Origin of the sequence: Microbacterium wangyouchuni (assembly GCF_051546305.1) — a bacterium.
Classification (GTDB): Bacteria; Actinomycetota; Actinomycetes; order Actinomycetales; family Microbacteriaceae; genus Microbacterium.
Genome location: NZ_JBPTMA010000005.1, coordinates 177952 through 194847 on the forward strand (window position 1 = coordinate 177952; position 16896 = coordinate 194847).

The window sequence follows — 16896 nt, forward strand, 5'->3', positions numbered from 1 at the left end:
ACCTGGGACAGGATCCGGGATCAGGCGCCGGTCTCTGAGAGGAAAACCCATGGCGATCGCCTCCGACGGTGACATCAAGATCGACGGCGTCTCGCTGCGCGCCCTGCCGAAGATCTCGTTGCACGATCATCTCGACGGCGCCGTGCGCCCGGCTACGATCATCGAACTCGCCGCCGAGGCCGGTCTTGAACTGCCCGCCAGTGACGAACAAGGACTCCGCAACTGGTTCGCGAAGCAGAGTGACACCGACTCGCTGGAGGCGTACCTCACGGCGTTCGAGTACACCGTCGGCGTCATGCAGACCGCTCCCGCCCTGACTCGCGTCGCGCGTGAGTTCGTCCAGGACCTGGTCGCCGACGGCGTGATCTACGGCGAAGTCCGCTGGGCTCCCGAGCAGCATCTGGCAGGCGGGCTGTCGCTCGATGAGGCTGTCGAGGCGGTGCAGCAGGGGCTTGAACAGGGCGAGGATCTCGCTGACCGCGACGGGCACAGCATCCGGATCGGTCAGATTCTCAGCGCGATGCGTCACGGCGATCGCTCGCTGAAGATTGCCGAACTAGCCCTCAACCACCGCGATAGCGGTGTGGTCGGTTTCGATATCGCTGGTCCCGAAGATGGATTCCCGGCATCCGATCACCGTGCGGCTTTCGATCTGCTGGCCGAGAACTTCATGCCGGTCACGGTGCACGCCGGGGAAGCGGCAGGGCTCGCATCCATTCGCAGCGCTCTGTTGGATGGACGCGCGCTGCGTCTGGGCCACGGTGTGCGTCTGGTCTCTGACCTGGATGTCATCACCCGCGAGGGCGATGAGGTGCAGGTGAAGTTCGGCGACCTGGCGCGCTGGGTGCGCGACCGGGAGATCCCGCTCGAGTTGTCGCCGTCGTCGAACGTGCACACCGGCGCCATCGAAGCGTGGGGGAGTGACATTGCCGATCACCCCTTCGATCTGCTCTACCAGCTCGGATTCTCCGTCACGGTGAACGTCGACAACCGCACGATGAGCGGAACATCGCTTACCCGTGAGCTGGCTCTTCTCGTCGAAGCGTTCGGCTACGATCTCGACGACCTCGAGACTTTTCAGTTCAATGCCGCTTCGGCAGCGTTCCTGCCGGTGGAAGAGCGCGAAGAACTCGTCGAGATGATTGCTGAGGGATTCCGGGGCGTATGACGCTCAGCCCATAGGATTCTCACTATGGGCACCGAGAGCAGTCGAAGTCAGCGCACCGAGCGACGAGCGCGGATTCGGCGCAATCGGCGGATCTGGCTGATCAGTGCGATTGCTGTGGTCGTCGTGCTGGGCGTGAGCCTGACCGTCGTGCTGTCGAGCCTGCGCGCCCCCGCTGAGGCCGAGGTGTCGCCTGCGACCACGTCGCCGGCGCCCACGCCAGAGCAGACCGTGCTGACGCCCGTGGAAAAGCTGCTGGCCGATGCCGATGATCCGCTGGCGTGCGTGGTGAGCTTCACCGGTGACGGCATCGCCGACGATCCTCTGCTCCAGCGGCAGGACGCTCTGTACGCGGCGCTTCCGATTCCGGCCCGCGACGGGATGGCCTTCGGAGGCTGGTACACCACTGCGGAGGCTGCGGCCGCGTTCCAACCGGAAGCGCGCATCAACGGTTCGGATGCTGTCGTGTGCGAGGATCAGCAGATCGAGCTGTTCGGATCATGGATGCCCGCCGAGCAGAACGCGGCGGCCGGTACCGAGGTGCCGATCCTGATGTATCACCAGTTCACCACCCGCCCGGAGGGCGAGGATGGTTGGCTGCGCGGCAACTACGCCTACATCGGTGATTTCGAAGCACACATGACGCATATCGCCTCGACCGGGTTCTACCTGCCGACCTGGGATGAGCTGAGCGCCTTCATCGACGGACGGCTCCACCTGCCTCAGCGTTCGGTGATCGTGACCGATGACGACGCCGATCAGACCTGGTTCGATCTGGCTGTACCAATCGTGGCGCAGCAGCAGGTTCTCGCCACGTCGTTCATGGTGACCGCCTACCGCTCCGACCCGGCGCCGTCGCCGTATGTGCTGCGCCGCTCGCACACGCACGACATGCACCAGGCTGGCGCCAACGGCGATGGCCTGATGGTGAATTGGACGGCCGCGGAGATCGCCGCCGATCTCAACACCTCGGGAGACATCCTCGGCGCGCGAGAGGTGATCGCCTATCCCTATGGGCACTTCAACGACACCGCGAAGCAGGGCGTCGCAGATGCTGGTTACGAGATGGCGCGCACCATTGAACCGGGGAAGGTCGTCATCGGCACCGATAAATACGCCCTGCCGGTGGTGCGGATCGACTACGGGATGGGGTTGGACTCGCTGATCTCACGCATCGGGTGATCAGTTCAGGAATGAGCTGACCAGGTCGGTGACGATCGCGTGCATCTCGTCTTCAGAGATCGTCGGGGTGCCGTCACCTGCCTGCGACCCGTAGTCACCGAAGGACGCGTGGGATGCGCCATCAATCTCGATCAGCTCAGCACTTTCTGGGAGCAGATGCCGCGCATCCGCGATCTTGGCGGGCGTCGATAGCCCGTCCTCGCTGCCGGCGAGGCTCAGCACGTCGAGATCTGTGGCCGAGAGGTCGGTGGCACAATACGATCCGAACAGCACGAGAGCTTCGGCATCCGCCGCCAGCTGGCAAGCGCGCACGCCGCCCAGAGAGTGTCCGCCGACGCCCCAGGAATCGATCTCCGGCGCAGCGGAGGTGAAGGCATCCAGTCCGCGAAGATCGAAGAACGCCAGATTCAGCCAGGGCCGGGTGATCACGACCGTGGTGCCCTCTTCAGCCACACCCTGCAGGATGGCGACGTACGCCCACGGATCAACCTTGGCCCCGGGAATGAGCACCAGCCCGATCTCGGAATCGCCGTCTGTGGGGGAGAGCACGATGCCCTCCGGGGCATCCTCGATCGTGATGTGTGGGTTGTCCAGCGCGCTCGTGAGCGGGGTCTTCTCCGCTGCCATCACGCCGATCTGAGTCCATGCGAGCACGCCGCCGAGCAGCAGAACAATGAGGATGAGGATGCCCCATCCAACTCTGGCCATGATCCGGCGGCGTCGCTTCTCGTGCACAACGTCCAGAGTATCTGGGCTGCTCCGCTCGGACGGGCGGTCAGGTCCGGGAAGCGACGACGTGCGGATGCGTCGCCAGATACTCCTCGAACGCTTCGCGACTGGTTCGGGTCGGTGTGAATCCGAAATCAGCCTTCAGCCGGTCATTCGCCAGAACCGGGCGGTAACGCAGAAACGGCACCTTCTCCGGGCCGTGGGGTGTCAGCCGCAGCATCCGTCCGATCCCGAGCGCAGCGACCAGCACCCACGCCGGGATCGTCAGCAGCGGTTTACCCAGCCGTGCTGAGATCTCCGACACGGTGAGGCGTCCGTCGCCTGCCACGTTGTAGATCCCGGCCGGGCCGTCGGTTGCGGCACGCACCATCGCCGCGGCGACATCATCGACCCAGATGAAAACGAAGGGGGAATCGGAACCGGCAATGCGCAGGATCCGCCGCCCATCCCAGAGCGCCGTGATCTGGTTGTGCACGTCGGGACCGAGGATCGTGCCGATGCGGAATATCACCTGTTCCAAGTCCGGATGCGTGTCGCGGTACTCCGCGAGCATCTCCTCGACCATCCGCTTGTGCTTCGAATAGGGAAAAGCGTCATTGCCGCGCAGCGGCTGGGACTCGTTGATCCACTCCGGGGTGTCAGGGTGATAGCCGTAGGCGGCCCCGGAACTGGACACCACAATGCGCGACACATCCGCCTCCACGCATGCCGCCAGCACATTTGCGGAACCGGTCACATCGACGCGGTACTCGAGATCGACATCAGCGCCGGGGTTGACGATGGCGGCGAGGTGCACCACGGTGTCGATGCGGTGTTCCCGCAGCACGGGAGCGATGCTCGCGGCATCCGTCACATCCAGCACGACGTGAGTGACGTCGGCATGCGCGTGGCCACGTTGTGCAGCGCTGGCGCGCAGATCCGCCGCGACCACGATTTCCACATCCTCACGCACCGCGAGCATCGAGGCGACATGCGTGCCGAGAAAACCGCTCCCGCCGGTGATGAGAACGCGCCTCATGTACCGTCCGCCGTGCGGCGGGCGCTCGCGTCACCGGACGCCGATCCGGTGCGCTTGCGCGTATGACGTGCCCAGAGGCTGGCGACCACGAGTCCCGCGATGATGTCCCAGATGCCCCACCACCCGGCAACGATCGCCATGCCGCCGAGACCATCGAAGAACGCGAACACGAGTCCCAGGCCGAGCCCGGCATTGCGGATGCCGACCTCGAAGGTGATCGCTTTGCGTTCGCGGGTGCCCAGGCCTCCGGCGACGGCTGTGCCGTATCCGAGAGCGAGCGCGACCGCATCGTGCACCGTCACCACGAGCAGGATGACCCCGAGCACCTGGATGAAGACCGACCAGTTGCCCACGAGAGCCACGACGATGAAGCCGACCAGAGCGATCAGGCTGAACCACTTCACGAACGGGTGCGCCTTCGCGGCAACGACAGGCAGCTTCGCGCGCACCAGAAGCCCGACGGCGAAGGGCACACCGATGATGAGTACGATCTCCAGCAGCATCTTCATCGGTTCCAGCGCCACCTGCTTCAGCACGGTGCTTGCGGTGGGGTGCAGCGAACCCCAGAAGGCGATGCTCAGCGGCATCGCGATGATGTAGAGCAGGTTGCCGACGGCGGTCATCGACACCGATAGTGCCACGTTGCCGCCGGAGCGGTGCGTGAGCACCTGCGAGATGTTTCCCGGTGGGCAGCATGCCACCAGGATCATCCCCATCGCCATGGATGCTGTCACCGGCAGCACCAGCGTCAGAGCGAAGGTGACGAGGGGTAACAGCAGCAGTTGCGCGAGGATCGCGATGATGAACGGCTTCGGATGCTTGGCCACGACCCGGAAGTCGCTCGGGGCGGTGTCCAGAGCGATGCCGAGCATGATCAGACCCAGCACGACGTTCAAGATCGTGAGGGACCCGGGAGTGAAACTCAGGGTGACATCGTCGACGTTCACGCGGCATCCATCGCGGTGCGCTCGGCACGCACGGCCGCGCGGTACGCATAGTTGTTCACGTAGTACGCCATGCGGTCAAGACCGAGGTAGTGATAGCCGCCGGTGACGTCCGGCCAGGGCTCACCGGTGACCCGAGCGCGGAAGCGCTCCGCGCGGGCGGGGTCGCGCTCGGCCGCGGCGAGGAACGCGGCAAGCAGCTCAGCCTGCTCGAACCGGCCCTGCCAGCCGATGCCGGATGCCTCGATCATCCCCATCATGTACAGCCCGTTGAACGAGGCCGGGAACATGTTCAAGAACAGCCGAGGAGCCGCGCCGTGCCAGGAGAGGTGCTCACGATCGACGAACGGATAATTCAGCGAGTAGCCGGTCGCGAGGAGCACGAGGTCGTAGTCACCGCTCGTGCCGTCGGCGAAGTGCACCGTGTTGCCGTCGAACCGGTCGATGTCGGCGCGGATGCGCAGATCGCCCTGCCCCAGATGATTCAGCACCATCGTGTTCACGATCGGGTGCGATTCGTAGAGGCGGTAGTTCGGCTTCGGGAACCCGAATCGCACCGGATCCCCGGTGAACGCTTTCAGTACACGGGTGTCGATAGCCTGCTTGATCCGGGCGGGCAGCGGGCGGCCCTGGTTGAGCGTGTCGGAGGGGCGACCGAATAGGTAGCGCGGCACGAAGTAATACCCGCGCCGCACGCTCATATCCACCGATGTCGCATGGTGAACGGCGTCGACGGCGATATCGCATCCGGAGTTTCCCGCACCGATGATCAGCACCCGCTTGCCATCGAGTTCGCTGGCGTTCTTGTATGCGCTGGTGTGCATGATCTGACCGGAGAACGACCCGCGAAACGTCGGCACACTCGGCTCGGCGAGCGTGCCATTGGCGAGGATGACGCCCGCGTACCAGCGGGTGCTCTCGCCGTCGGGCCCGGTCGAGGTGAGATCCCAACCACCGTCACGCGGCTGAAGGCGCATCACCCGGGTGTCGAAGCGGAACAGGGCGGCGAGGCCAAAGTGATCGGCGTAATCCTGGAAGTACTGCCGCAGCACCCGGTGATCGGGATAGTCGACCCTGCTGCGCATCGGGAACTCGGCGAACTCGGTGGTCGTTCGTGATGAGATCAGGTGCGCCGAGGCATACATCGTGCTGCGCGGATTGTCGATGTCCCAGAGCCCGCCCACCCGGTGCGAGGACTCGTAGCCGTCGACCTTGATGCCACGTTTCTGCAGCGCTCGGGCTGCGGCCAGGCCCGAGGGGCCGGCACCGATGATGGCAAAACTGCTCATTCTTCTCCCCGCACGACGGTGTGCACGATCCGCCCCTTCGGGTAGAGCGGATACCCCTTGATCGTAGCCGCGGAGTTCAGTCCATACGCAAGTCGCGCTGCCGCGCGACGAACACCTCGTGCACGGCGGCGAAGAGCGGATGCTCCGGCTCGAGCCCGGTGACGGTCGAGGTGAGTACATCGGCGTCCTCGGAGAGCAGCATCCGCTTCAGCTCAACGGATTGCTCATCGGCAAGGTCGTCGAATGCGACGGCGGCGGCGACAGCATCCACGAGTGCCCGCGTCGACAGGTCGCGTTCAGCGGCCTGGACAGCCGGGCCGATGAAGCGTTCATGGCGGGAGAGCTTACGCAAGGGCTGGCGCCCCACGCGCGCCACGGTGTCAACGAGAGCGGGGTTGCGGAACCGATCCAGGATCGTGGCGCGGTACTCCGCGAGCTCAGCCGGATCCAGGCCGTGCACGGCGGTGAGCATCGCTGAGGTCTCCTCCAGTGCAGCGCTGACGCGGGCGGCGATGCTCGGATCGGCGAGGGCGTCCGAGATCCGCTCGATCCCTGCCAGCGCGCCGAAGTATGCCGTCGCCGCATGTCCGGTGTTCACCGTGAAGAGCTTGCGCTCGATGTATGGGCCGAGGTCGTCCACGAAATGTGCGCCGGGAATGTTCGGCAGGTCACCGTTGAAGGGGCCCGCCTCGATCGCCCATTCGAAGTACGGCTCCACGGTGACGTTGACGCCGCCGCCTTCCGGCTGTGCGGGCACGATCCGATCGACCGCGGTGTTCGCGAAGACTGCGCGGCCGAGGATCTCGACCGCGTCAACGCCCGCAGCCTTCTCGATCTCGACACGCAGCTGATCGGTTGCACCGATGGCGTTCTCGCAGGCCATGACCTTCACCGGCGCGCGATCGGCGGAGCGGCGGCTGAGTCCTGCAACGATGGCCGGTGCGATGAAGCGCAGCACGGTCGGCCCGACAGCGCAGGTGACTACGTCTGCGGTCGCGACCTCATCTGCCACGGCATCCGGATCGGTCTTGCTGTTCACCGCGCGAAAGCCGGTGACGACGTGATCGACGCCGCCGGGGCCCGCCTCGTGGACGGTGTACGAGTCGGCGGCGTTGATGGCATCCACCAGGGCGTCAGCGACATCGGAGAAGACGAGTTCGTAGCCGCCCTCGTGCAGCAGCAGACCGACGAACCCGCGTCCGATGTTGCCGGCGCCGAAGTGAACGGCTTTCATCCCGCGTTCACCGCTCATGATTCATTGACAGCAGAGAGCAGGGCGAACAGCTCATCGGGAGTCTGTGCGGCGTTGAGTTTCGCGACGTCGTCCTCTTCGGAGAACAGGATCGCGATCTGGGAGAGAATCTCGAGGTGCTCGTCGCCTCGACCGGCGATGCCGATCACGAAGGTGGCTTGGTCGCCGGCCCAGTCCACGCCGCCGTCGTAACGGACGACGGACAGTCCAGAATCGAGGATCGCGGACTTGGTCTCGTTGGTGCCGTGCGGGATGGCCAGGCCATTGCCCATGAAGGTCGACACCGTCTCTTCGCGCAGACGCATCGCATCGACGTAAGCGGGAGTGACGGCGCCAGCCGCGACGAGGATATCGGTCGCCTCCTGCAGCGCGTCATCCTGGGTGGCGGATCCGGCGTGGATACGAACCTGGCCGATTGTCAGAATGCCCATGATTTCTCCTTCATTGTGAGGTGGGGGCGGATGCAGCTCGCATCCGCCCCCACCAGATCGATTACTCGTCGGATTCCTTCTGCTCGCGCACCATCTCGACGACCTCTTCATACTGCGGGGCATTCATGAAGTTGTCGACGGAAACATGCAGCGAGTTCGGGGACTGCCCCTTCGCGCGATCGGTCAGCTGCTGCTGGGTGATCACCAGGTCGGCTGTGCCGTCGAGGTTCGCGATGGCCTGGTTGACGACGGTGACGCCTTCGACTCCGGCCTTCTTCAGCTTGTTGCGGAGCACACTTGCGCCCATGGCGGACGAGCCCATTCCCGCGTCGCAGGCGAACACGATGTTGCGGATCGGAGCGGTGGCGACGGCGGTGGCCGATGCCGTGGTCGCGGATGCTGCTGCGGCCATGCCGGACAGTGTGCTGGAGGACTTGCCCTTGTTCGCCTCGGTCTTCGCGATCGCTGCGGCCAGCGGGTCGCCGCTGGCGGCTTCGGCTGCGATGTCGCGCTTGCGGGAGGCGAGCAGGATCGGCGCACAGATGGCAAACGTTACCGCTGCGGAGAACACCACCGAGCAGATCACACCGAGGTGGCTGCCCGGGGCAGTCTGGATGAGCACCGCGAAGATCGATCCCGGGGCCGCCGGAGCGACGAGACCCGCCTGGAAAATCATGTTGGTGGCCACGCCGGTCATACCACCGGCGATCAGACCGAGGATCAGCATGGGCTTTGCGAGCACGTACGGGAAGTACACCTCGTGGATACCGCCGAGGAACTGGATGATGAACGCGCCAGGCGCTGTCGCCCGGGCGACGCCCACACCGAACACGGTCAGCGCGAGCAGCATGCCCGCGCCGGGCCCGGGGTTGGCCTCGATGAGGAACAACAGGCTGCGTCCGGTCTCCTGAACCTGCTCGGTTCCGAGCGGAGTGAACACACCGTGGTTGATGGCGTTGTTCAGGAACAGCACCTTGGCGGGCTCGACGATGATGCTCGCCAGCGGCAGCAGTCCGGTCTCCACGAGCCAGCCCACAGCGCTACCGAGGATGTCGGTGATCCAGCGCATGACGGGCGCGAGCCAGAAGAACGATCCCAGTGCCATGAAGAAGGCCACGAAGCCAGCCGAGAAGTTATCGACGAGCATCTCGAAGCCGGGCTTGACTTTGCCTTCCCACGGCTTCTCAACCCACTTCAGTACGAGCGCGGTCAGCGGGCCGACGATCATGGCACCGAGGAACATCACGGTGCCATCGGCACCGCTGATGACGCCCATCGCCGCGACGGCGCCCACGACACCACCGCGGTGCCCGTGCACCATCCGGCCGCCCGTGAACGCGATCAGCAGCGGCAACAGGTACGTGATGATCGGGCCGACGAGGCCGGGGTAGTTGACATCGCCGATCGTGCCGCCACCGAGAATGGCGGAGTCGGCCCACTGCCAGGACTCGACCGGGCTGTTGCTGCCGAGCCAGCCGTCGGGGATGAATAGCGCGGTGATGAAGCCCCAGGCGATGAATGCTGCGATGTTCGGCATCACCATGCCGGACAGGAACGTGCCGAACTTCTGCACGCGTACTCTGAGGCCGCCCTTCTTCGGCGCCTCTGTTGACGTCGTCGTCATGATGTCGTCTCTTTCTGGTGTGAAGGGAGGACCGCGGCAGCATCTGCCACGGCATTGCGTGCACCGGTGGCGTCATCCGCCGCCAGTGCCACTTCGGCAAGGCGCTTGGCCTCATCGAGGGTGCGCTCTGAGAGCGCGAGTCGAACATCTGCGAGCGCGGCGGGTGCCATCGACAAACTGGTGGCGCCCAGGCCCACCAGCACGACGGCCAGCAGCGGGTCGGCGGCGGCTTCACCGCAGATTCCGACCGGCTTTCCGGTGCGGACGCCGGCGGCGCCGACCTCACCGACCAGACGCAGCACGGCCGGATGCCAGGGATCCTGGAAGCCTGCGACCGAACCGAGCATGCGGTCAGCGGCCATCGTGTACTGGGTGAGGTCGTTCGTCCCGATCGAAGCGAAATCCGCGTGCGCGAGCACCCGGTCGGCGAGCAGCGCGCTGGCGGGAACCTCGACCATGACCCCGGCCGTCTTGATACCGTACTCACGGGCGAGAGAGGTGAAGTACTCCGTCTCCTCGACGGTGGTCACCATCGGCGCCATCACCCACAGATCAGCATCGGTAGCCGCATCCGCCTCGGCGAGCGCGGTGAGCTGTTCGCGCAGGATGTCTTCGCTGGCGCGCAGGGAGCGCAACCCGCGAAGCCCCAGCGCCGGGTTCTCCTCATGGGCGTCGTTGAGGAAGGCCAGGGGCTTGTCGGCGCCGGCATCCAGCATCCGCACCACGACCTTCTTGCCGCTGAATGCGGCCAGTAACTCCTGGTAGGACTGGCGCTGTTCGGCGACGGTCGGCGCCTGCGCGGAGGAGAGGAAGAGGAACTCGGTGCGGAACAGTCCGACGCCCTCAGCGCCACGGGCCACCGCGTCTTCGGCGTCAGCCGGCTTTCCCAGGTTCGCCAGCAGAGCGATCGCCGTGCCATCGGCGAGTGCGCCCGGTGTCGGCGGTGCGCTCTCGGCGGCGTTGCGTGCGGCTGCCCGCTGCGCTGCGCGTCCGAGCTGTTCGACGCTGGGGTCGGTGGTGACGGTGTTCGCACCGGCATCGACGATCACCATCGTCCCGTTCTGCAGCGACGGAGCATCCGCCGCCCCCACGATCGCGACGATGCCCTTCTCCCGAGCGAGGATCGCGGTGTGGGAGGTCGGGCCGCCGTCGCTGGTGACGAGGGCGAGCACCTGGTCGAGGTTCAGTAGGGCTGTGTCGGCAGGGGCGAGATCGCGTGCGACGAGCACGAAGGGATGCCCGGGATCGGGCACACCGGGAGCGGCGACGCCGCGCAGTTCGGCGAGCACGCGCTGGGCGATGTCGTCGAGGTCTGCGGCGCGCTCGCCGAGATAGCCTCCGACGGCTTCCAACGTCGCGCGGAATCCGGCGAAGGCGTCGTGCACGGCCCACTCGGCGGTGCTGCCGTCGTCGATTCGCGTGTCGACCTCGTCTTGCAGCGTCGGATCTTCGGCGATCATTGCCTGGGCTTCGAGCACTTCCTGAGCGGATCCGCCGGCGGCGTCAGCGCGCTTCTGCAGCTCTGCGGCAACCGCCGCGACCGCTTCACGCGCACGCGTGCGCTCCGCTTCCACGCCGAGAGCGCTGGGAGTGCTCTCCGGGTCTGGCAACGCCTCAGCCATGCGGACGACCGGCCCTTGAGCGACGCCTGAGCCGATGCCGACTCCTCTGAGCTCAGTCATCCCGCTGACTCCTGATCGTGATCGGTGGTGATCAGCTCGGTCAGCGCGTCGAGCACACCGTCCGCTCCGTCTCCCTCAGCCGACAGCGTCACATAGTCGCCGTACTCGAGGGCGAGGGCGATGATGCCGAGGATGCTGGCGGCGTTGACCGGTTTGCCGGAATCCTTGGCGATGGTCACCGGGATGCCGGACTCTTTAGCTGCCTGGGCGAAGATCTTCGCCGGGCGGGCGTGCAAGCCGTGGGATGAGCCGATTCGGACGGTTCGTGAGACAGCAGTCATGATGTTCCTTTCGCAGCGGATGAGGAGGCGGAGATCGCGGTCTGAGCGATCGCGAGAGTACGGGAGCCGTCACGATCGGCGAACACATCAGCCGGAAGTACGGCGACGGTTCCGCTGGCTGCGGCACCGATTGCATCGAGGCGTCCGGAGAGGTGCGGGCCGATGAGGACGAGATCGGCGAAGGCTGTGGCGACGGTGCTTTCCGTCCCGGCGGACGTGTCCCAGTCGAAGCCTGCGTCGGATGCCGCTCGTCGGAGTCGCTGTGCGACGAACGTGCTCGATGCGCCCGCGCCGCACACCACCAGAATCCTCATTGATGCCACCTCTTCCTGTTCTCCATTCTGGGAAATTCCTGTGAGGGATGCCACCAGGTTCCTTTCCGCCCCTGCGGAACACCGGGCGTCGCCCCCGGATGCTCCCCGGACTGGCATCATGGGAAACCAACGCACTCAGCGGAGGAGGACGATGTCGCGCCAGCGTCAGGACCAGCTCCTGCAGGCATTGCTGCGTCAGGACGACTGGGCGACGGCAGCCAGCCTCGCCGATGTGCTCGGGGTCACGCCGCGCAGCATCCGCTCCTATGTCGCATCCCTCAACGCGCGTACTCCTGCCGCCGACGCAGTCGAATCCGGGCCCGCCGGGTACCGCGCCGGCATCGGTGCGCACGACGCACTGCGCATTCGCGTCGCCGGAGAATCAGCGCCACGCGACCGCCTGCACGCACTGGTGCGGATGCTGTTGGACGCGGCTGACGGCATCGACATCTATCAGACCGCTGAGCGGATGCATGTGAGCGAGGCGACGGTGGAGTCCGACCTCACCCGCGTGCGGGGCCTGCTGGGAACCGGCGAGCTCCGGCTGGAGCGCGACCGCGAAGTCGTTCGTCTGCGCGGAACTGAAGTCGCCCAACGGCGGCTATTGAGCAGGCTGGCGCACGACGAGATGGATACCGGGTCGTTCCATCCGGAGAGCATTCGTCGCGCACTGACCGGCACGACGGTCGCCGCCCACGCCGTGGCTCCGTTCAAGACGGCACTGGTGCGCGAGCTCGGTGAGCTCGGCTACTTCGTCAACGAACTGGCGATCTCGGATGTGCTCCTGCACATCGCGATCGCCGCCGATCGCGTCTCTGCCGGGCGCGCATTGGAGACACCGCTTGCCGGCACGTGGGAAGAGATTCCCAAGCTCGGCGGCGTCATCAGCCGGCTCGCGGGCGAGCACTTCGGTGTGGCCCTCGGTGACGGCGACAGCGCCCATCTGGCGACGCTGGTGCTGACCCGGGCCATCGCGCCGGGGCAGGGCACGGCATCCGATGCGGTGCGCAGCGGGGTCGACCCGGCCGTTGAAGCCGCCGTGCGCGCCGAGATCGTGCAGGCGGCGGCGGACTACCAGGTCGATCTTGTCGACGAGGCTTTCATCCTGCGTCTCGCGCTGCACGTGCAGAATCTCCTGCGCCGCGCCGAGGAGCAGGCCTGGACGCGCAATCCGCTGACGCGTTCTCTGAAGTCGTCATATCCGATGATCTTCGAGGTCGCCGTCTCTATCGCCAGCGGGCTGCACGACCGACTGGGCGCGCCCATTCACGACGACGAGATCGCTTACATCGCTATGCACATCGGCGGTCGGCTCGAGCGAAGCCGCAAGGCCGAGACGATCCTCACAGCCACAATCGTGTGCCCGGGCTATTACGAACTGCACGAGTTGCTGCGCTCTAGCGTCGATCGCTCGCTGGGCTCCTCGGTCGAGGTCATGAGCGTCGTGACCACCGTCGACCCGGACTGGGCGAGCATCGACACCGATCTCGTTCTCACCACGATTGACCCCGGAGCCAGCGGCGACCGCTTCGTGCGGATTCAGCCGTTCCTCACCGACGCCGATGTCGAGCGGGTCTCGCAGACTGCCGCGCGCATCAGGCGCGGGCGACGACTCACGCACCTGCGGGAGGAGCTCTCGCGATACTTCTCCGCTGGCGCCTATGTGCACCCACTGCCCGATGAGGGTGAGGAAGCCGTCATCCGCCGGCTCGGCGGACTGCTGGTGGATGCCGGCCTCATCGGTGATGACTACGTTGAGAACACGATCGTGCGTGAGCGGATGTCGTCGACCGCGTTCACAGATGCGCTGGCGGTGCCGCACGCCCTGCAGATGACCGCTCAGCGCACCGCCATCGCGATTGGCGTGGCGGACGGTTCTGTCGCCTGGGGCGAGGGGCGCGTGCAGGTCGTCGCGCTGGCCGCCTTCAGCGAGAGCGATCGCACGGCGTTCCAGACGGTGTTCGAACAGCTGGTCGAGGTGTTCAGCGAGCGCGATAGCGTGCAACGGATCGTGCGGCGCGGTACGACCTTCGAAGGGCTGCTCGACGAGCTGGTCGCTGTCATCGACGGCTGATTCGCACCGACCCAGTTCAGGCCTGCGGATCCAGCACAGCCGCCATCGCGTCGAGCACCGCATCCGCAGCAGGTGCCCGGGCGGTGCGCAGCGTGATCAGCTCGCCATCATCCAGTGCCAGGTCCATCACGGCCAGGACGCTTGAGACGTCGACCACGACGCCCGCAGACGTGGTCAGGGTCACCGGTTCCGAATACGCCAGAGCGAGACGGGCCAACTCCGCGACAGGCCGCGCATGCAGGCCGTTGTCGGAGTTGATCACCACCTGTCTCATCCGCATCGGATGCCTCCTGTTCGAGTGTTACCTGGCTCTTCCAGCGATGGTAGCTGTGCTCAGGCCGTGACGGTCCTGCCGACGAGGACCAGTGTCAGGAGCGCTCCTCCAACAGTGCCTGCGCGCCGGATTCCAGTTCGGCGACGATGGCTTTCGCCTCCGCTGCCGAGGGCGCCTGAGCATCCAGGTAGACCTTGAGCTTGGGTTCGGTGCCACTGGGGCGAACGATCACCCGCGAACCGTCGGCGAGCCGGTATCGGAGCACATCACCGGAAGGCTCGCCGGAGGCTGCCTGCATGAGGTCCTCGGCAGAGTCGATCACCGTGCTGCCGATGCGCGTGGGCGGCAGCGTGCGCAGCGAAAGCATGACCTTGCTGATGATCGACAGGTCCTCGACGCGCACCGCCACCTGGCCGCTGGCGAAGTGGCCGTAGGTCTCACCGAGGTCAGCCAGCAGGGAGCCGATCGTCTCGCCGCGCTCGTGCGCCTCGGCGGCGAGCCCGAGCACAGCGATCGCGGCAGAAATGCCGTCCTTGTCGCGTACCGTCTCCGGGTTCACCAGGTATCCCAGCGCTTCTTCAAACCCGAACACAGCCCCGGGTGCGCGGGAGATCCACTTGAAGCCGGTCAGCGTTTCGTGGAAGTCCAGCCCATGGTGCGCGGCGATCACGCCGAGACCGGGAGAGGAGACCAGTGAGCATGCCAGGGATGCGCCGGCCTGGCCCTCCGCCGCGCGGGCGGCTCTGGCACCGAGCAGCAGACCGATCTCATTGCCGCTGAGGCGACGCCAGCCGCCGGCGACGTCGGGGTCCGGGATCGCAACTCCCAGGCGATCCGCATCGGGATCGTTGGCGATGATGAAGTCGGCGCGGGTGCGCCGAGCCGCGGCGAACGCGAGATCCATGGCGCCGGGCTCTTCCGGGTTCGGGAACGCGACCGTACGGAAGGTCGGGTCGGGGCGAAGCTGCTCGCCGACAGTCTTCGGGTGCGAATAGCCGGCCTCACGGATGATCTTCGAGAACGTCTCCCAACCAACACCGTGCATCGCGGTGTACACCCAGGTCAGCTCCTGTGCGGCTGCCGGCGCCGGGGCGACGGCGGCAGTGGCGGTGATGTACGCCTGAACCAGATCTTCACCGGCGACTTCGTACGTGGCCGAGCGCGGCAGCGTCGTGATGCTTCCGGCGTCCGCCACGCGTTGGATGTGAGCTGCGATCTCAGCGTCAGCGGGTGACACGATCTGTGCCCCGTCGTCCGCGCCGCCGAGGTACACCTTGTATCCGTTGTCGGCCGGCGGGTTGTGGCTGGCCGTCACCATGACACCGGCATCTGCACCGAGGTGCCGCACCGCGAAGGCGAGCACGGGGGTGGGTAGCAGACGCGGCAGCAGAATCGTGCGCAGCCCGGCGCCGGCGAACAGTTCAGCAGAATCCAGCGCGAACCGGCGCGAGTTGCGGCGGCCGTCATAACCGATCACGACGGTGGGGGTGCTGCCGCCTGCGCGTGCGAGCAGATACGAGGCGAAGCCGCTGGCAGCCTGCGCGATCAGCACGCGGTTCATCCGATTGCTGCCGGCGCCCAGGGCACCGCGCAAGCCGGCGGTGCCGAAGGCGAGGCGGGTTCCGAAACGGTCGTCGAGATCGGCGACGGCCGTGACGTCTCCGGCAGCGGCCCGGGTGATGATTCCGGCCAGCTCGTCGCGGGTTTCCGCATCCGGGTCCTGGCGCAACCAGGCGCGCGCCTGGGACAGTCGTTCGGTGATGTGCTCGGCGGTCTCGGTGTACTCGCTCACAGCGCCGCCACCACACGTGCCAGCAGATCCGAGATCACCGGTTCCGCTTCCTTGCCGGCCTCGATCACTTCGGTATGGCTCAGCGGTGTCTTCTGGATGCCGGCGGCGAGGTTCGTGATCAGCGAGAAGCCGAGCACCTCCATGCCTGCTTCGCGAGCGGCGATCGCCTCCAGCGCCGTCGACATGCCGACGATGTCGCCGCCGATGGCCTTCGCCATCTGCACCTCGGCCGGAGTTTCGTAGTGGGGTCCGCGGAACTGCGTGTAGACGCCTTCATCGAGCGAAGAGTCGACCGTGTGGGCGATCTCGCGAAGACGCGACGAATACAGGTCGGTGAGGTCGACGAAGTTCGCACCCTCGAGCGGCGAATCGGCGGTGAGGTTGATGTGGTCACTGATGAGAACGGGCTGGCCCGGCTTCCACGTCTCACGGATGCCGCCGGCGCCGTTAGTGAGCACCATGATCTTGGCCCCCGCGGCCGCGGCGGTGCGGACGCTGTGGACGACGCGGCGAACGCCGTGGCCCTCGTAGTAGTGGGTGCGTGCGCCGATCACGAGAACGTGCTTGCCGTTCGGGGTGCGGACGCTGCGCAGAGTGCCGACGTGGCCCTCCAAAGCAGGCTTCGAGAAGCCGGCGACGTCGGTGGCGGCGATGGTGGCGACGGTCTCGCCGATGAGCTCGGCGGCTTTTCCCCAACCGCTGCCGAGGGTGAGGGCGATGTCGTGCTTCTCGATGCCGCTCAGCCGTGCGATGTCAGCGGCGGCGCGGGCTGCGACCTCGAACGGATCAGCGTTCGGAGCGTCGAGAGGATTGTCGTGAATGTCGGTCATGGATCCACTCTAAGC

General features: G+C 66.2%; 16 protein-coding genes. 3 read left to right on the top strand and 13 right to left on the bottom strand.

What is annotated here, in order from left to right; translation table 11 throughout:
* The first annotated feature begins 49 nt into the window (after positions 1-49).
* Positions 50-1168: an adenosine deaminase gene (locus ACSS7Z_RS12260; protein ID WP_438255102.1), complete on the top strand. Its 1119-nt coding sequence runs from the start codon at positions 50-52 to the stop codon at positions 1166-1168.
* Positions 1169-1192: 24 nt separating this feature from the next.
* On the top strand, positions 1193-2347 hold the full coding sequence (locus tag ACSS7Z_RS12265) for a polysaccharide deacetylase family protein (RefSeq protein WP_438255104.1): 1155 nt from the start codon (positions 1193-1195) through the stop codon (positions 2345-2347).
* Here ACSS7Z_RS12265 and ACSS7Z_RS12270 read toward each other — a convergent pair whose 3' ends face one another.
* The 10 genes from ACSS7Z_RS12270 to ACSS7Z_RS12315 form a co-directional block, all read right to left on the bottom strand.
* Positions 2348-3082 carry an alpha/beta hydrolase gene (locus tag ACSS7Z_RS12270; protein ID WP_438255105.1) on the bottom strand — a complete coding sequence of 245 codons (735 nt, stop codon included), beginning with the start codon at positions 3080-3082 and terminating at the stop codon, positions 2348-2350.
* Positions 3083-3122: 40 nt separating this feature from the next.
* On the bottom strand, positions 3123-4094 hold the full coding sequence (locus ACSS7Z_RS12275) for an SDR family oxidoreductase (protein WP_438255107.1): 972 nt from the start codon (positions 4092-4094) through the stop codon (positions 3123-3125).
* Positions 4091-5041 (bottom strand): bile acid:sodium symporter family protein, encoded by a 951-nt coding sequence (locus ACSS7Z_RS12280; protein WP_438255108.1) that lies wholly within the window; start codon positions 5039-5041, stop codon positions 4091-4093. Before ACSS7Z_RS12280 ends, ACSS7Z_RS12275 begins: the two co-directional genes overlap by 4 nt.
* Entirely contained in the window at positions 5038-6327 is a 1290-nt protein-coding gene (locus tag ACSS7Z_RS12285) for a flavin-containing monooxygenase (protein ID WP_438255110.1), read from the bottom strand. The genes ACSS7Z_RS12280 and ACSS7Z_RS12285 overlap by 4 nt, the downstream gene beginning before the upstream one ends.
* A gap of 76 nt (positions 6328-6403) precedes the next feature.
* Positions 6404-7561 (bottom strand): mannitol-1-phosphate 5-dehydrogenase, encoded by a 1158-nt coding sequence (locus ACSS7Z_RS12290; RefSeq protein WP_438255235.1) that lies wholly within the window; start codon positions 7559-7561, stop codon positions 6404-6406.
* A 14-nt stretch (positions 7562-7575) separates the two neighbouring features.
* Entirely contained in the window at positions 7576-8010 is a 435-nt protein-coding gene (locus tag ACSS7Z_RS12295) for a PTS mannitol transporter subunit IIA (protein ID WP_438255111.1), read from the bottom strand.
* A 61-nt stretch (positions 8011-8071) separates the two neighbouring features.
* Complete coding sequence (locus tag ACSS7Z_RS12300; protein ID WP_438255112.1) at positions 8072-9634, bottom strand: PTS mannitol transporter subunit IIBC; 1563 nt, start codon at positions 9632-9634, stop codon at positions 8072-8074.
* On the bottom strand, positions 9631-11316 hold the full coding sequence (gene ptsP, locus ACSS7Z_RS12305) for a phosphoenolpyruvate--protein phosphotransferase (RefSeq protein ID WP_438255113.1): 1686 nt from the start codon (positions 11314-11316) through the stop codon (positions 9631-9633). Before ptsP ends, ACSS7Z_RS12300 begins: the two co-directional genes overlap by 4 nt.
* Complete coding sequence (locus tag ACSS7Z_RS12310) at positions 11313-11597, bottom strand: HPr family phosphocarrier protein (protein WP_438255114.1); 285 nt, start codon at positions 11595-11597, stop codon at positions 11313-11315. The genes ptsP and ACSS7Z_RS12310 overlap by 4 nt, the downstream gene beginning before the upstream one ends.
* A complete protein-coding gene (locus ACSS7Z_RS12315; protein ID WP_438255115.1) occupies positions 11594-11911 on the bottom strand; it encodes a PTS sugar transporter subunit IIB in 318 nt (105 codons plus the stop codon). The genes ACSS7Z_RS12310 and ACSS7Z_RS12315 overlap by 4 nt, the downstream gene beginning before the upstream one ends.
* Before the next feature lie 151 nt (positions 11912-12062).
* Here ACSS7Z_RS12315 and ACSS7Z_RS12320 point away from each other — a divergent pair, with 151 nt between their 5' ends.
* Positions 12063-13985: a BglG family transcription antiterminator gene (locus ACSS7Z_RS12320; protein ID WP_438255117.1), complete on the top strand. Its 1923-nt coding sequence runs from the start codon at positions 12063-12065 to the stop codon at positions 13983-13985.
* A gap of 16 nt (positions 13986-14001) precedes the next feature.
* Here ACSS7Z_RS12320 and ACSS7Z_RS12325 read toward each other — a convergent pair whose 3' ends face one another.
* The 3 genes from ACSS7Z_RS12325 to ACSS7Z_RS12335 form a co-directional block, all read right to left on the bottom strand.
* Positions 14002-14265 (bottom strand): HPr family phosphocarrier protein, encoded by a 264-nt coding sequence (locus ACSS7Z_RS12325; RefSeq protein WP_438255118.1) that lies wholly within the window; start codon positions 14263-14265, stop codon positions 14002-14004.
* An 88-nt stretch (positions 14266-14353) separates the two neighbouring features.
* Positions 14354-16051, bottom strand: a complete 1698-nt coding sequence (locus tag ACSS7Z_RS12330; RefSeq protein ID WP_438255119.1) for a phospho-sugar mutase — start codon at positions 16049-16051, stop codon at positions 14354-14356.
* The gene (locus ACSS7Z_RS12335) at positions 16048-16881 is read right to left on the bottom strand and encodes a purine-nucleoside phosphorylase (RefSeq protein WP_438255120.1); all 834 of its coding nucleotides are present in this window, start codon (positions 16879-16881) and stop codon (positions 16048-16050) included. Before ACSS7Z_RS12335 ends, ACSS7Z_RS12330 begins: the two co-directional genes overlap by 4 nt.
* Positions 16882-16896: the final 15 nt, after the last annotated feature.

Coding starts and splice junctions, on each gene's coding strand:
- ACSS7Z_RS12260 (WP_438255102.1), top strand. CDS start 50: ATGGCGATCGCCTCCGACGGTGACATCAAGATCGACGGCGTCTCGCTG.
- ACSS7Z_RS12265 (WP_438255104.1), top strand. CDS start 1,193: ATGGGCACCGAGAGCAGTCGAAGTCAGCGCACCGAGCGACGAGCGCGG.
- ACSS7Z_RS12275 (WP_438255107.1), bottom strand. CDS start 4,094: ATGAGGCGCGTTCTCATCACCGGCGGGAGCGGTTTTCTCGGCACGCAT.
- ACSS7Z_RS12285 (WP_438255110.1), bottom strand. CDS start 6,327: ATGAGCAGTTTTGCCATCATCGGTGCCGGCCCCTCGGGCCTGGCCGCA.
- ACSS7Z_RS12290 (WP_438255235.1), bottom strand. CDS start 7,561: ATGAAAGCCGTTCACTTCGGCGCCGGCAACATCGGACGCGGGTTCGTC.
- ACSS7Z_RS12295 (WP_438255111.1), bottom strand. CDS start 8,010: ATGGGCATTCTGACAATCGGCCAGGTTCGTATCCACGCCGGATCCGCC.
- ACSS7Z_RS12300 (WP_438255112.1), bottom strand. CDS start 9,634: ATGACGACGACGTCAACAGAGGCGCCGAAGAAGGGCGGCCTCAGAGTA.
- ptsP (WP_438255113.1), bottom strand. CDS start 11,316: ATGACTGAGCTCAGAGGAGTCGGCATCGGCTCAGGCGTCGCTCAAGGG.
- ACSS7Z_RS12310 (WP_438255114.1), bottom strand. CDS start 11,597: ATGACTGCTGTCTCACGAACCGTCCGAATCGGCTCATCCCACGGCTTG.
- ACSS7Z_RS12315 (WP_438255115.1), bottom strand. CDS start 11,911: ATGAGGATTCTGGTGGTGTGCGGCGCGGGCGCATCGAGCACGTTCGTC.
- ACSS7Z_RS12320 (WP_438255117.1), top strand. CDS start 12,063: ATGTCGCGCCAGCGTCAGGACCAGCTCCTGCAGGCATTGCTGCGTCAG.
- ACSS7Z_RS12325 (WP_438255118.1), bottom strand. CDS start 14,265: ATGCGGATGAGACAGGTGGTGATCAACTCCGACAACGGCCTGCATGCG.
- ACSS7Z_RS12335 (WP_438255120.1), bottom strand. CDS start 16,881: ATGACCGACATTCACGACAATCCTCTCGACGCTCCGAACGCTGATCCG.